Genomic DNA, 15,556 nt, shown 5'->3' with positions numbered 1-15,556 from the left:
CGCGTCATCCGCGTTTGATGCCGGTATGAATGGCTGCCGCACCCAACCCCACCAGGCGGTAAGTCACATCGCTCCAACCTGCCGCGCGCATAATCTGCGCCAGTTCGTCGGGCGGGGGGAAGACGCGCGCCGATTGCGGCAGATAGACGTAGGCTTCGGGGTCGGCGCCGAGCACGCGCGCCATGAGCGGCACAATGCGCTGGAAATAGACCCAGTGCCCAAACCGCAGCAACGGCTGACGCGGACGTGCCACTTCCAGGCAGGCGACCGTTCCACCAACGCGCACCACCCGCCACATCTCGCGGAATGCGGCGGCGATGTCGGTCACATTCCGTAATGTGAACCCGGTCGTAATTGCGTCGAAACTCTCATTGGCGAACGGCAGCGCCAGCGCATCGCCTGCCACGAAAATCGCGCGTTTCCCAGCGATTTTGGGCAGACCGGCGCTCATCATCGGGAGGGTAAAATCCACCCCGACCGCCAGGCCATTGGGCATCCATTCCGCCAGTTCGACCAGAAAATCGCCGGTGCCGGTGCCGATGTCGAGCGCTCGCCCGCAACTCGGCGGCGCTGCCAGCGCCACGGTCGCCGCGCGCCAACCCCGGTCCAGCCCCAGGGTCATAATGCCGTTCATGGTATCGTAGCCAGGGGCGATCCGGCTGAACATCCGCTCGACATACTCGGCTTTTTTGTCGGGCGGGGGAAGAACATCTGCACTCATTGTCGATTCATCTCGTAGATCAGCCGCAATCCTTCTAATGTCAGGTACGGCTCGACTGTCGTAATGGCTTCAGTTTCGGCAGCGATCACCTCCGCCAGCCCGCCGGTCGCCACCACCGGGCAGGAGGCGCCCAATTCATTCTGCATGCGGCGCACCAGCCCTTCGACCAGCCCGGCATACCCCAGAATGACGCCGGATTGCATATGGTGAATGGTATTGGCGCCGATCACCTTTGGCGGGCGCACCAGTTCGACCTGGTAGAGTTTTGCCGCCAGACGAAACAGCGCATCGGCGGAAATGCCGATACCGGGCGCAATCGCGCCACCGATATACTCGCCGGCGGCGGTAATCACATCGAAGGTCGTCGCTGTGCCGAACGCCAGGACAATGACGGGACCGCCGTAGCGCCGGAAGGCTGCCAGCGAATTGGCGATGCGGTCGGCGCCGAGTTCGGCGGGTGCATCGACCTTGTACTGCAATCCGGTTGGCGTCATCGCATTGACCATCAGCGGCTCGACGCGGAAGTAGGTGCGGCATAGCGTGCGAAATTCGCCAGTTAGCGGCGGCACGACGCACGAAATGGCGCACCCGTTGATACTGCGTGGATCGATGCCGCCAAGATCGAACAGGTTGTGCAGCAGCACCAGGTATTCGTCGGCGAGCCGGTGGCGTTCGGTTGTGACGCGCCAGTGCGCCGTAAGCCGTTCTCCCTGGTAGACGCCGATTTTGATGTTCGTATTGCCGATATCGATGGTCAACAGCATAATCCACCCTGTCCTATGGAAACCAGACCCGCACATCCTCTGGACGGCGCACGGCGCCCAGCGCCAGCATCAGTTTGATCCGCGCCTTGCGACCATTCAGATAATGAGCAAAGAGCACGCCCAACCGTTCGAGATCATGGTACGAGCCGACATAGCCATACTCATCGTGGAGTGCGCCACTGCCGGTGCATGGCGCGATGGCCACCATAATGCGCTGCGCCGTTGCTTCCTGGATCGCGGGCAGCCACCAGGGAGGTAAGCGACCGCTGCCAAACGCCTCGATCACGATACCGGCAACCCGATCAGCAATGGCATGACGTATCATTCGGTCATCACTCCCCTGCCCGGGAGTGATCAGATCGACCCGCTCTTCGAGGTGCGCGCACGGAATGAACATGCGTTGCGCCGGACGGTGGCGCATCCAGATGCGGTCGGCGACGATCCAGCCGAGCGGACCCGACCCCGGCGCGGTAAAGGCATCGACCGAATGGGCGGACACCTTTTGCACATCGCTTGCAGCGAGGATTTGCCCGGCAAACGCCACCAGCACGCCGGTCTCGCGGGTTTCGGCGGCAGCAGCAACACGGATGGCGCTGGCGAGGTTGTGCAACCCATCGTAGCCGGGCATCGTTGCAGGGCGCGTCGCTCCCGTCACAACCACCGGCTTCTCGTGGTTGATCGCCAGATCGAGCAGATACGCCGTTTCTTCCAGCGTATCGGTCCCATGGGTCACCACCACGCCCAAAACCGCATCGTTGTACAGTAACGCCTCGACCTGGCGCGCAAGATCGAGCCCCTGCACCGGTGTGAAGTGGCTGCCGGGCAGGCTGCTGAATTCGTTGAATTCCACCACGATGCCGCTGTTCGTCAGTTGGGCGATGATGTCCTCGCCATCGACCGGAACCAGAGCGCCGGTTGCAGTGTTGCGCTTGAAAGCAATGCTCCCGCCGGTTGTGACAACGATGACCTTCTTCACACCCACCTACCGTTTCCGCGCCACCCAGGCAATCCGTTGCGTGTACGCACCAATCGGTTGCGTGGTGAAACAATCATACACTGCCTCGACACTCAATCCAGCAGCGGCGATCAACGATGCGATCGTCTCCGGCGGGTAGGCGCGCTCGACATGAATCTCCTCGAAGCGCTCGTACCCGCTGGCATCATCGCCGACAAATCCGATCAGGCGCATCGTCGAACAGGCGGTCTCCGGGTCGAAACGGCTAAGATTCACCTGAATAAATCCCGGTCGCTCGATGATCTCCACATCGCCCCAGTCGTGCTCGAGGAAATGGCGCGTGTTCATATCCGCCACAAGCAGTCCTTCCGGCGCCAGCGCCTCCGCTGCCGTCGAAAAGCAGGCCGCCAGGTCCTCTTCGGTTAGCATGTAATTGAGACTATCATACGTGCACGTGACCAGGTCGAATGAACTGCGCCGCGGCGCTTCCGCCGAATCTCCGGCCTCGACGCGCGCCGTCTCCTGCCACAACCAGCGCATATCCGCCTCAATGAACTGCGGACGGATCGCAGCGTCCACCGGCTGTGCGCGGCTGTGTGCAATGGCGATCATCGCGGGCGAACGATCCACGCCAACGACGAACCATCCGGCATCAGCCAGAATGAGCGCCAGCGTTCCCGTGCCGCACGCAAGATCGAGCGCCCGCCGCCCCGCAACCGGATGACGCGGCAGGATGTCACCCAGCAGGTAATTGGCGAACAGTACTGCAAAGCGGATCTGACCGCTTCCATCGTAGAATGGCGCGTAGGCGCGGTAAATGTCGGATGTCTCGCCGGGCATGCCTCGATCAGAATGCCTTTATCCTTACTCTAACCTTCGTATTGTACCATACTGCGACTGCGGGGCTGTGCATACCCGTCCAGCCCGCGCACGCAGGCTTTGCTGCCCAGAGCCTGCGCCTTCCGGCGCCAGGCGGACCGGCGCATCTGCCGTCTCGCGGCGGGCTGAAGCCCGCCCCCCCGCTCCCCGTGTAGGAGCGGAGGGGCAGGGGGGTGCCGGCGTATTCGCCGTCTTGCAGCGGGCTGAAGCCCGCCCTACTTCTGCGGGGCGGGTGGTCAGATGGTGGGACATTGGTTGCTTTAGCGCACACCCACCGGTGCGCCGCCCTGCGCCGCCGACGCTTTGATGGCATCCCACAACTGCGCCATACGCAAGCCGACTTCGGGCGGGCAGGGGTTCTCCTGCTTCCCAGCGCGTACCGCCAGGAATTGCTCCCAGACGCCGCGCGACTCGGGCACGGGTATCGCAGCAGGCGGTTTGTCGCCGTTGTACTGCACCTCGAGCCGTTCGCCCCAGACGCCGGTGTATAGAATGGCGCGTTCGCAAAAGACTCGCACATCCGAATGGCACGACGGAATGGCTTCACCACAGGCATGGAGCGTGATCAGCGCCCCCGAGCGTAACCGCGCAATTACCGCTCCCAGCGTCTCAACCGGACGCCCCCGGTCGTCCAGATATGCCGCAACTTCGGCAACATCTTCGCCTGCCAGATCAACGACCGTGTTGAGCAGATGTGCGCCGGTGTCGAACAGGAATCCGCCGCCGGACAGTTCCGGTTGCTGTCGCCACGTCCCGACGGTCATTGGTCCCCAGTTCTGCCAGACGACGCCGCTGATCGTCAGGAGACGCCCGAACGCGCCGGATCGCAGCAATGCAACGGCAGTGCGCACATTCGGAGAGAGGCTTCCAGGGAATGCGACCACCAGCAACCGCCCGGTGCGATCACGGGTTTCGATCAGGCTGCGCGCCTCCTCAGCGTTCATCACCATCGGTTTTTCGAGCAACACGTCGAGACCGGCTTCCATGCACGCCTTCGCCTGGTTGTGGTGGTACGCATGCGGCGTGATGATGAAGGCGGCGTCGAGTCTGCCGCGATAATCGACGAGCAGTTTCTCCAGGTCCGGTTCGTTGGGCGGCGGCGCAACGCCTGCCTGCTCGAAGAGCGCAACAGTGGCGTCATAGGCGGACTGCGATGGTTCGCACACGGCGATGATCTGCGTGCTGTCGCGCAATTCGTACATACGCCGTAGATGGTGGCGCGCCATGCCGCCACATCCAATCATCACCATGCGCACAGGTTGGGGAGCCATAGAACCTCCGGCGAAGATAATGCGGAGGTCTACGACCTCCGCGTGTGATGTTGACGAAGCCTGATTATACCGCTTTTTTGAACGCTTATCGTGTGATGATGAACAGTTGCCCTTCCGAGCGCCCAAACACTTCGGGGAAGAAACTCTCCTGCGCGATCGCCGGAATGACGCGGTACTCGCCCGGCTGCACGGCGCGGAAGGTGTAACTGAAGAGGTATGCGCCGCGCGGCAGGTAATCGGCGAACAGCGCCACCTTTTCGTCACGCAGTTCGACCCGGTCGTACCAGCGCCACCACCAGAAGAAGTACGGCGTCGCGGCGTCTGGCGCCGGTCGGAGCGCCGGATCAACGTTCGTGGCGATCGCGGTGGTCGCCAGGGTCGGGTCGATGGCTTCGCCACCGGCGGGGAGCGGGTCTTCCAGCTGGAGGTAGTAGAGATCGCGCTCCGCCACAATCGAGAGCTCGACTCGCACGGTGTCGCCCGCTTTGACGCTGGTCAACGTCGGGCAACGTGGTCCTTCCGTGCAATCCGCTGCCACATACCGTCGCGTCACGGCGATGCCCCGGTCGAGCGCCTTCACCTGATCGGCGGGCAGCGCCAGGTTCAGGTGCGCCGTATAGTAGAGTCGTCCCGGTCCCTCACTGCGCCCCACTGCCACCAGCGATGGATCGCCGGTCAGCAATTCGGTCGTCGGCACACGCACGACAGTCGGCGACATCACGTTGGTGGCGTCGATGCGCCCGGCGATGCGTTCGTCGCCGTTCAACCAGACGGCATAATCGTAGGCGCCGTTGAGTTCGCCGGTGGTTGCCATCCAATCGGTCAGCGCCAGCAACGCCCATACCGACTCCTGGGTGGTGAGCCAGATGTCGCCACGTCGAGCAACCATGAGCCAGCGCACAGCATTCGGAATGATCTGATTCTGCGGGTCGAGCCGCACCAGCGCCTGGAGCACAATCGCGCTGCTGGTGGTGTCGCTGCTGAATGCCCAGTAGTCCCGCACGGGTTCTTCCCAGTAGACCCCGGTTGCGCTGGTGATCGCGGCATTGTTCAGGTCCGACAGAAGCGTCTTGAGCCGCGCATCATTCGTATTGACGCGGTGGAGCGCCAGCGCCAGCAGCGCTTTGCCGTACACTCCCAGACGCTCGCGGTTGTTGTAGAGCGCATCCATCCGTCCGCTGTCCGGCTTGCCGCCGTCGGCGAGGACGTAGAGCAGCCACGCCTGCCGGTTCGCCTGCGGCGCTGTGCGCACATCGGCATCAGCGACGAGTTGCGCAGTAAGGTACTCCATCCCGCGCGCCAGCACGTCGTCGCGCACGGTGAAGCCCGCTTCGCGCGCACGCAGCATACCAAATACCACATACGCGCTGATATACGGGTTGCTCTCATCCTCTGACCACCAGCCCCAGCCACCGTCGGCATTCTGCCACAGATACAACCGGTCGAGCGCATCGGCGACCAACGTCGGCAGACGCGCCTCCAGTTCGGCGTTCGTCACCCCCAGCTGGCGCAGCGCCCGCAGCGCGACGACATTCGGCACAAAACGCGAGACGGTCGATTCGACCGTGTCATACGGGTATTCCTCCAAAGCCTGCAAACCGTCGAGCACGCCGGCCGCCAGCGAGGGATCGATACGGATACGGAGTTCGCCCAGGCGCGTATCGACATTCGGCGGCAGCGCCACTGCCTCGACCCGCGCATCCGCACTGTCGATCTGCCCGCCGGTCGCCACCGTCTCTGGTGCGCTGTAGCGGTAGACCGGAATGCGCCCACCTGGCGCAGTTGCGATGCGCGGGCGCGCTGCATCGCTCAGTTGCCCGGAGATGGCGCTGAACACCAGATCGACCGACTCGACATCGAGAACCGTCGCCTGCCAGGTCACCGACGCTTCACCGTTCGCCGGAACCTGGATCGTCTGCGTCAGCGGCGTGGCGACCGTGACCCCATCGGCGCTCAGGGTGACCTCAGTCGCCAGTGGCGCATTCGTGAGATTGCTGACGTTCACCGCCAGTTCCACCACATCGCCGACGACGAAGAAGCGCGGTGTGACCGGGCGCACGAGCAACGGCTTCGTGCTGACCAGTTCGCCGGTTCCCTCGCCGACGCGCGTATCCGCCGTGAGCGCCACGCCGCGCATCACCCAGGTCGTCAGGTTATCGGGCAGGGAGACCTGCACCGTCGCGCGCCCGTTGGCGTCGGTTGTCACAACCGCCTGCCAGAAGGCGGTATCGGCAAACTCTTCGCGGACGGTCAATCCTTGCTGAAGCGCGGCATCCCCAGCGCGCGCTGGCATCGCCTCTGCGGGCATGGCTGCCGCTGGCGCCGCCATTGGAATGGCCGCCTCCGGTCCAGCCGCGCCTGCCCCCGGCGGCACATTGCGCTGCGCCTCGTCCAGCAACCGCTCGAAGCGTTCGGCAGCGACCGACAGCCCGGCGCCGGTGAACACCCCCAGCGGACGGCGACCATAGAACCCCTGGACAATAGCATCCGGCTCGCGTGGTTGCAGCGACAGCACGGCTTTATCGACCAGATCGAGCGACAGTTCCGCCGCCACCGGTGCGCCATTCGTGTCGGTGACGCGCACCTCGAATGTGACGGCATCGCCGGGGGCAGCCTGCGACGCGGCGGAGGTCACCTCAACTCGCAGCGTTTGCGCGGTCGGTACGACATTCAGCGGCAGCATGCCGACTTTGAAATCGGCTGGTGCGCCGCTGCCGTCCGGCGGCGCAAACAGCACCGCCGAGACGAAGATATTCGGCGCATGATCGGGGGTGATCGGCAACTGGTAGACCAGACTACCGCCGCTTACCTGGCGCACCTCGTGGCTCAGCACACCGCCGCGTTCGACAGTCAGCAACGCCCAGTGCGTTCCGGTGAACGGTGAAGGAATGAGGATGGTCGCCGTTTCGCCGGGGCGATACTCGCCCTTGTCGGCGATCAGGTTGATACGGTCGTTGTTCTCGCGCAGCCAGAGCGCATCGCCGCCATAGACCCAGACATAGCGCGATGATCGCGCCTCGCGCCCGCCGGCATCGCGCGCGCGCGCCAGCACCAGGTAGGCGCCGCCTTTGTCGGGAGTGAACGAGACAACCGCCTCGCCATTCGCGTCGGTCGTGACCGTCTGCGTGCCGACAGGCTCGCGCACCTCACGCGACTCCCAGCGCCCGCCGGCGTCGTCCTGCACGAACCGGTTTTCCCAGGTGGTGCGCACCAGTTCGATCTCGACGGTGCGGTTCGCCAGGCGATTGCCGCGTGTGTCGATCGTCACCAGGTCGATCTGCTGCGCTGCGCCAGCCCTACCGACGTAAGTGCGCGGCGCCAGCCCGACGTACAGATCGCTGGCATGCACAATGACGTTGGTGCGCCCGCTGATCGCCTGGTTGTCGCGCCCGGTGACGGTCGCCTCGACCGTCAGGCGCACGCTGCGGGTGATGACATTTCCTTCCGTATCGCGCAATTCACCCGGCAGGCTGATGATCGCCTGACCCTGCGCATCGGTTGTGGCGCTGCCGGAGAGGATCGGCTGCGGCGGCGGCGCCGGAATCCACCAGCAGAAGCGGCAGATCCACAGATCGCCCGACTCGTCGAAGGTATACCTGCCAGCCCAATCGGGCGCCGGAGAGAACGGTTCAGCCAGCACATTCCACTGCACCGGCAGGTTTGCGGCTGGCGCGCCGAAGAAATACCCGGCGCGCACGGTCACATCAGTGGGTGTGCCGCGCACAATGTCGGCAGCGCGCGGCGTCGCCGTCACCTCGATCTCCGGCGGACGGTACGCGGCGACCTGAAAGGGGAACCGGAACTCGCGGCTGCCGATATTCAGGCTGATGGCATACTGGCCGGTTGGCGCACCGGCTGCCAGCGCGAACCCGCCATCGAAGGCGCCGTTCGGGTTCAGAGTCGCCAATTGCTGGAAGATGGACTCGCCAGCGGCATCATAGACGGTAATCTGAGCCGTGGTCACTCCCTGCATGAGCGAATAGCGCACATCGTCTTCGGCGCGTACCATGCCTTTGAACCACACCTGCTGCCCGGGACGGTAGATCGGACGATCAGTGTAGACATATGCGGTGACTTCTGGCAGATCAGACGACGCCGGGAGGTTGAAATCCCACGGACTGACACCGCTGCTCCAGTCCGCACCGAAGATTGCAAACGGCTGTCGTGCGACCGCGACCATCCCACGGTACTCGGTCCGGTTGAACGTCGCCTGCGCCACTCCATTCGCATCGGTCGTCACCGTCCCCAGCGAGTCGCCCTGGTTGTCGAACAGTTCCAGCGCAAGACCGGAAACCGGCGCGCCGGTCGTCAGATCATTCGCCCACACCAGCGCATTGCGTTCTGCCGCTTTCAGCGTCAGGTGCAGCGGCGACACTGCCAGCACCCGCGCATCGGGGTAGCCGGGGGGAGAGTCGAGCAGCAGCAGATACAGCCCAGGGTCCAGGCGACCGCCGCCTTCGACCAGGTCGATGCGCACCGGCGTTGGTTCATCGCGGGGAACACTGAACTGCGCCTGCCAGCGGCGCACAAGCGTCGCGCCAGGAGGCGGAGAAGCGCCGTCGGGTCCAAGAATCTCATGGCGTAGCACCGCCTCGACCGGCAGGCGATAGAGCGCCAGCGACGCGCTGCTGACATTGGTTGCCATCAACGCCAGGCGTGGCGCGCGATTAGCGTCGAACGTCGTGATGAAGCCGGGGGTCAGCGGGTAGACCTCCGGCTCCAGCGGCGCTGTGCGGAACCGCACCGTCAGCGACTGACCGGTGCGAGCGCCATACGGATCGGCGATGTCCGGTCCAATGGTTACCGCATATTCGGTCGAAGGGCGCGAATCGAAACCGATCACAAATGTATTGTCATACTCGTTGAAATAGGTATACACCTCCGTCTGTTGCGGCGTGATCGCAACATTCGGCATCACCGTCGTCGGATCGACCGGCGCATTGAAGCGGATCGCCAACCCGCCACGGCGCGCATCCGTCTCGCCATCGCGCGGGTCGGTCTCGAGAATACGCAGTCGCGGAACCGTCTGGAACGTCGCGCGGAAATCGTTCGCCATGCCAAGCCCGCCGGAAATGCCGGTCAGGCTGGCATCCGCCTCGACCGTGTAGCGCGCCTCGTATTCGAGGCGTTGGGAGGGGGTGAAGATCAGCGTCTCGCCGGTAACCTGAAGATCGCCGGGGATGTCGGCGCCATCGGGGCTGCGCAGGCGGAACGCCGCGCGCGCCGAGGCGGGATCGACTGGCACGTTGAAGCGCAGCGTGATAGGCTTTTGCAATGGAATGAGGGTTGCACCATCGAAAGGATCAATCGTTACCACCTGCGGACGGGCGACGGTAAAGCGCCAGGTATACTCCGACTGAAGCGGATTCCCGGTCACATCAGTCAGACCGGCGGCGATGCGTCCGGTGTAGGTGGCGCCGCCGGCAAGCGGCGCTGCGGGGATGAAGGTGTAGATCGCCGTATTCAGCCACTCCCCGCGCCCTGCAATTGGCGGATCGAACGTCAGCGGCTGCGGCAGGTTCGCCTGCATCTCGATTGCCGTCAGCGGCACAACGGGACGGTTGAAGAAGACGGTGATCGTCGCATTGGGCTGCACATCGGCGGCGCCATCGGCGGGGATCACCTGCCCGACTTCGAGGAACCCGGCGGTGGCGAAGCGGAAGCGCAGCGGCGCCGCCAGCGGCATGCCATCGGCGCTCTTCGCCGTTTCGCGCAGCAGCACCTCATACGTGGCGGCGCGTTTGAGCGGCGCGCCCGGCACGAAACGCACCGTGCGCGCATCGGGCCACTCCACTGCGCCAGTCACTCCGGTGACGGTCAAGGCTGCCGCCACCGACGCCCGATCCATTGGGCGGTCGAACACCAATTCGACCGGCGCACCTGGATCGAGCGCTTGCCCCGGTTCGGGCGAACGGGCGACCAGGATCGGCGCCGCCTGGGTCGGCGGTTGGGGAATATCGCGCCGCGGCGCGACCGGCGTTGGTTGCGCCGTCACCGGCGTTGGGGTTGGCTGCGGGCGTGGACCGCCGCATGCAGCGATGGTCGTTGCAATCACCATCAACAACGCAAACCAGCGATAGAGCGGAGGCATACCATTGCTCCTGTCTGTTTGTGGCACTCCTCTACCTCAAGACGTTGCCAGGAAGCCGTGAGTTCCGCCAATCCCGGACCCCTAACCTTGTGCTATTATACCCGCGTGTCGTCAAAAAGCATCGTAGTCTCCCAGGCGCACAGTTCTCAGTTCTCGGTTCTCGGTTCTCCCATGCGCGCATCGCCATGCCATTACGAACATCTCCTGAGTGAAGCCCGTCGTCTGGCGGATCAACTCCGCGCGCTTGGCGCCATTCGGGTCGTCCTGTTCGGTTCGCTGGCGCGCGGCACTCCATCGCTCTTTAGCGACATCGATCTGCTGGCGCTTTTCGAGGATCCCCGCTCGCCGCGTGAGTTGACGCGCTGGGTCTACAGTGTGATCGACAGCAGCGAGAGCGTTGACATTTTTGCATACAACAGCGAAGATTTCGACCGTCTCCAACAGCGTCCCTTTTGGAAACACGCACTGCAACACGCCCAGGTGCTTTATGAACGACCCGCAACGTGAGTCTGATCGCTGGTGGTGATCGATGTGCATCGCGCAGTTGGGGAACGTCTTGCGTTTCAGGATAAATATGGATGACCGAACGTCCAGGCAGTCTGTGCAGTAGAACGCCAAAAGCATCGTCAGGGAAAGGAAATTCGGGTATCATGACCATTCGTTTCGGAACCTTTGCGCCACAGGGCTGGCGGCTCGACCTGATCGAGATCGACGACCCAATAACTAAATACGAGGCAATGACCGCCGTTGCGAAGACCGCCGATGCACTGCCGGTGTACGACTCGATCTGGGTGTACGACCATTTTCATACTGTGCCGCGGATCGAACAGGAAACCGTCTTCGAGTGCTGGACGATCACGGCGGCGCTGGCGCGCGACACGCAGCGCGTCCACATCGGGCAGATGGTGACATGCATCGGGTATCGCAACCCGGCGCTGCTGGCGAAAATCGCCTCGACCGTCGATGTGCTCAGCCACGGGCGTCTCTACTGCGGCATCGGCGCCGGCTGGTACGAGCACGAATGGCGCGCCTACGGCTACGGTTTCCCCGAAACCCGCGACCGCATGCGCGCCTTCCGCGAAGCGACGAAGATTATCGTCAAAATGTGGACGGAAACCACGCCGACGTTCGAGGGAGAATACTGCCGCATCGATGGTCCGATCAACGAGCCGCGCGGGGTGCAGAAGCCACATCCCTCGCTCTGGATCGGCGGCAGCGGCGAACAGGTAACCCTGAAACTGGTCGCGCAGTACGGTAACGCCTGTAATATCGGCGGCTCACCGGAAACGGTCAGTCGCAAACTTGCAATCCTCCGCGAGCACTGCGAAACGGTTGGGCGCAACTATGGCGACATCATCAAATCGAGCAACGTCAACATTGTGCTGGTCAAACCAGGCGCCGACATCGCTGCCGCCACCGAGAAGGTACGCGCGACCTACGGATGGAGCGTCGACCAGTTGCATCAGAACGCCATCGTCGGCACGAGCGAAGAGGTTGTCGAACGCTTGCAGGCGCTGGCGGACGTGGGTATAGACTACTTTATCACCTATTTCCCGCGTGTCGCTTACGACCACACGCCGCTCTACCAGTTCGCCGAAGAGGTGGCGCCGCGCATCCGTTGATGGCGCGACGCCTGGCGACTGATGGTTCTTGAACAATGACTCCGCTATCCGTTCGTCCGCCCGGCGGTTGATGACCATTAAGAATGAAATCCGGTATGCGGGCTGGCGAATGAATTCGCGCCTGTAGGCCTCCGGCCGGTCACCCGCCTGCGCGGGTGGGAAAGCGTCGGCGCAGGCCGACGCCCGGCGCGTACGCGCCCCAAGGCGCGCTTTCAACCGCCAGCCAGAGTATGCCGATCTTATATGGTTAATCTTCATAAGCCGCGGGCTCCTGCTGCAAAGCCCGCCTGCGCGGGCTGGACGTGGCGATGCCGGATGATGTTCTCAAACTCCATAACGCGCGCTACGGGTGCGAAGCCTGTCTTCGCATAGAGCGACCAACCTGAACCTGGACAAACAAGGACAGTGGCAGGCGCTGACTTCGACAGGCTCAGCCAACGCCTGCCGCGAAACGATGATCATCGGCAAGGTGGAGGGCAGGCGTTGGCTTTGACAGGTTCAGCCAACGTCCGCCGTGCGGGTGAGTGCACGCCACAACCTGCGTCAGGACAACAGTTCTGCGTGATCCTGCGCGCCCTCCGCCAGCAGTTCATCGGCGGCGGCGAGGAGCGCAGCGATGCGTTCTTCTGCAAGCGGCGGCGTCTTCTGGCGCAGGTACAACTCCAAGGCGCGGCGCGGGGTCAATCCGTCGAGGATGCTCGCGTCGCCGCTCCCCAATCGCCCGCGCGCGCCGCGTTCGACCTCGACCGCCACGGCGGCAATGAAATGCGCGCCAGCATCATCGAGTGCGCGCCGAATGGTCTCGGTCTGAATCAGTTCCGTCTGTTCGGAGTGCGCGTCGACTTTCACCCGCACCACCGCGCTGTGCAACGAACGCCGCTCGATGGCTGCCAGCACCCGCTGCATCGGATCGTTCATGCCGCGCACATCGACCGCAATCGTGACGAATGGGCGCGCCGCCAGTTTATGAAAACGCCAGCGCACTTCGCCCTTTGCGGCCAGATCGACGATGACACATCCCTTGTCCTCGTCCTCTTCGCCGAAATCGATCCGCTCGATACTGCCCGGATAGATGATCGGCGGATGCTCGCCAAGCGCCTGATGGCAGTGGATATGCCCCATTGCCACATAATCGACATTCGGCAGCGCCATCAGACTGCGTGGATATACCAGGTCGCGCCCGAGCAGCACCTGCCGTTCCGCGCCGAAGGTCGCGCCGTCGATCGTCCCGTGAACTGCCAGCACCGCCGGCAGCGCCGGATCGAGATCATCGGCGGCCTGGCGCAGAAAGCGTTCCACCCGCTCGATTAGCATCGTTTCGACCTCCAGAAACGACGCCATGCGCAGTTCCTCTTTCGTCAGCAGCGCGTGGCGCGTCACCCATGGGAGCGCAATGACCTGGAGGGGACCGGATCGCGTGTGCAGTGTGTGGATGCGCGGCCGGTCGGCGATGGTCACGCCATCGACCGCGAGCGTATCGAAGATCTCGACGGCGTGCGCGCGCCCGGCGGCAGGCGAAATATCGTGGTTGCCGGTCAGGATGAAGACTGGCAAACCGCATGCGCGCAGGCGATGGATGCGCCGGGCAAACTCGCGTTGCTGCGTCGGGTTGGGCGTGCGGTTCTTGTAGATGTCGCCAGCGATGAGCACGACATCCACGCCTTCGGCAAGCCCTACGTCAATCGCCTCATCAAGGCGCTCCAGGTAGTCGCGCAGACGACTGTGCAGGCCGGTAGCCGGATCGACGCGACCATAGTTTTCGATGCCGATATGCAGGTCAGCCAGATGAAGCAGGCGCATGGCGCATCCACCGATACTCTCTATCAAAAGGGCGCTGGTGCGCCCGTGCGATCCAACACGAACGATTGTACGCAGGCGCGGCGGTATCGTCAAGGGTGCGCGGGTCTCGAGGTGACCGTCACTGTGCGGCGGGGAGCATCGCCCATCGGCTGCCAGGGGTCAGGGGCATGGCAGGCGCGGCGGGCAGTGGTATGGGTGACGGTCACCTGAGGCAGGTCAGCGAATCCGCGGAATGTCCTCAGCCGTTTTATCCGGCTTCAAAATGTAGACCCGATCGCTATTCACGCGGTAGATAACGTATGCGCCGCTCTGGAAATACTGCATGATAGTCCTATCGGCCTGCTCCGGCTCGACTGCCCATCCAAGCGTCTCGCGGAGGGACGGGACGCTCCGCCACACCTCGCCAAAGCCGCGGATCGGCTCGAACAGCCCCGGCGGCGGCGTCAGTCCGCCGTTTTCAGGCATCCCTTCGCGCCAGCGGCTCGCATACACCTGCCAGACCAGCGAGCCGCGTGCGCTGTCGTAGAACACCACCCAGATGTTGCCGGTATACCTCCACGCATACAAAGGCGCTATGGGAATCCAATACATGGCGCCGCGCTCGAAGCGTTGCGATGCTGCCGAAAACAGCACAGCCGGGAAGGGCGCCGGGCAGCCAAGGATATCCGGGTAGGCGCGCACGGTTGGACCGAGGAGCGGCGCCGGTGCGGCGCAGCGGTCTTTGGCGGACGTATACAACGTATACACATCGCGTCCCAGCAAGCCAAGCAACACTTCGTACCGGGTGCCTGCCAGTTCCGGATGGTACTCCATCCGCCGTCGCTCGAAATACTGCACCGTGCCGGTCCAGAGTTCATCGCCATTCGGCAACGTTTCGGTCATCGGCTCACTGATCGGGTCGCCGAAGCGCATCAGTCCGCCGTTGCGCTCCCAATACTCCAAAAACGTGCCGCATAGCGAATGACCGGTCTCCGGGAAGAACCGGCATCCCTGCGGCGCCGAGTCGGGACGCGGCAGCGACTGCCAGGAGAGACCCTGCGACTCAAGCACCTGCGCGCCAAGCCGTCCGGCAAGAACCCCGACCGAGCCATGATCTTCGAGGCGGTCACGCTCGAACCACTGCACCGGTCCGGTCCAGTTCTCAACCGTCTCGACGCGCAGTTCGCTGATCGGGTAGCCGAAGACCGGCAGACCGCCATTGCGTTCCCAGTAGCGCAGGATTGCGCCGGAGACGCAGTAGCCGGTTTCCGGGAAGCAGCGCTGCCGTTCGGCGGCGTTTGCTGGCGCTGCCGCAACAAGCACGCCGGTCATTGCCAGCAACAGGGTGAACACAAGCGTCCAGCGTTTCAAGGTTGTCTCCTTTCTGCAGTGGTAGAGCGCCGTTGCCGTCTGTCACGTTGATTCTACGCTACTGTACGCATCGAAGGAAGAGCGAGAAGATGGCAATGTCCTG

At 63.6% G+C, this 15,556-nt stretch carries 10 protein-coding genes; 2 read left to right on the top strand and 8 right to left on the bottom strand.

All coding sequences use genetic code 11. The features are described 5' to 3' along the window. Positions 1 to 4 precede the first annotated feature (4 nt). The 6 genes from AC3EA7_RS11355 to AC3EA7_RS11330 all read right to left on the bottom strand — a co-directional run bounded on the left by AC3EA7_RS11355 (position 5) and on the right by AC3EA7_RS11330 (position 10,681). The gene (locus tag AC3EA7_RS11355; RefSeq protein ID WP_488614168.1) at positions 5 to 721 is read right to left on the bottom strand and encodes a ubiquinone/menaquinone biosynthesis methyltransferase; all 717 of its coding nucleotides are present in this window, start codon (positions 719 to 721) and stop codon (positions 5 to 7) included. After that, positions 718 to 1,485 (bottom strand): type III pantothenate kinase, encoded by a 768-nt coding sequence (locus AC3EA7_RS11350; protein WP_488614167.1) that lies wholly within the window; start codon positions 1,483 to 1,485, stop codon positions 718 to 720. The genes AC3EA7_RS11355 and AC3EA7_RS11350 overlap by 4 nt, the downstream gene beginning before the upstream one ends. Before the next feature lie 13 nt (positions 1,486 to 1,498). Next, a complete protein-coding gene (locus AC3EA7_RS11345; RefSeq protein WP_488614166.1) occupies positions 1,499 to 2,461 on the bottom strand; it encodes an asparaginase in 963 nt (320 codons plus the stop codon). 6 nt (positions 2,462 to 2,467) lie between these two features. Beyond that, positions 2,468 to 3,280 carry a class I SAM-dependent DNA methyltransferase gene (locus tag AC3EA7_RS11340; RefSeq protein ID WP_488614165.1) on the bottom strand — a complete coding sequence of 271 codons (813 nt, stop codon included), beginning with the start codon at positions 3,278 to 3,280 and terminating at the stop codon, positions 2,468 to 2,470. 299 nt (positions 3,281 to 3,579) lie between these two features. Then, positions 3,580 to 4,590 carry a Gfo/Idh/MocA family protein gene (locus AC3EA7_RS11335; protein ID WP_488614164.1) on the bottom strand — a complete coding sequence of 337 codons (1,011 nt, stop codon included), beginning with the start codon at positions 4,588 to 4,590 and terminating at the stop codon, positions 3,580 to 3,582. An 85-nt stretch (positions 4,591 to 4,675) separates the two neighbouring features. Continuing rightward, on the bottom strand, positions 4,676 to 10,681 hold the full coding sequence (locus tag AC3EA7_RS11330) for an Ig-like domain-containing protein (protein ID WP_488614163.1): 6,006 nt from the start codon (positions 10,679 to 10,681) through the stop codon (positions 4,676 to 4,678). Positions 10,682 to 10,852: 171 nt separating this feature from the next. On the opposite strand from AC3EA7_RS11330, the gene AC3EA7_RS11325 reads away from it, so the two are divergent. Continuing rightward, positions 10,853 to 11,188 carry a nucleotidyltransferase domain-containing protein gene (locus tag AC3EA7_RS11325; protein WP_488614162.1) on the top strand — a complete coding sequence of 112 codons (336 nt, stop codon included), beginning with the start codon at positions 10,853 to 10,855 and terminating at the stop codon, positions 11,186 to 11,188. A 143-nt stretch (positions 11,189 to 11,331) separates the two neighbouring features. Then, complete coding sequence (locus AC3EA7_RS11320) at positions 11,332 to 12,303, top strand: LLM class F420-dependent oxidoreductase (protein ID WP_488614161.1); 972 nt, start codon at positions 11,332 to 11,334, stop codon at positions 12,301 to 12,303. 543 nt (positions 12,304 to 12,846) lie between these two features. On the opposite strand, the gene AC3EA7_RS11315 is transcribed toward AC3EA7_RS11320, so the two are convergent. Together AC3EA7_RS11315 and AC3EA7_RS11310 are read right to left on the bottom strand one after the other, a co-directional pair. Beyond that, positions 12,847 to 14,103 (bottom strand): metallophosphoesterase family protein, encoded by a 1,257-nt coding sequence (locus tag AC3EA7_RS11315; RefSeq protein ID WP_488614160.1) that lies wholly within the window; start codon positions 14,101 to 14,103, stop codon positions 12,847 to 12,849. Positions 14,104 to 14,319: 216 nt separating this feature from the next. Further along, complete coding sequence (locus AC3EA7_RS11310; RefSeq protein WP_488614159.1) at positions 14,320 to 15,453, bottom strand: hypothetical protein; 1,134 nt, start codon at positions 15,451 to 15,453, stop codon at positions 14,320 to 14,322. Positions 15,454 to 15,556 lie beyond the last annotated feature (103 nt).

It is taken from the genome of Roseiflexus sp., from assembly GCF_057785375.1.
The sequence above is the reverse complement of the archived record's forward strand: the minus strand, read 5'-3'. Positions and strand labels throughout refer to the sequence as shown.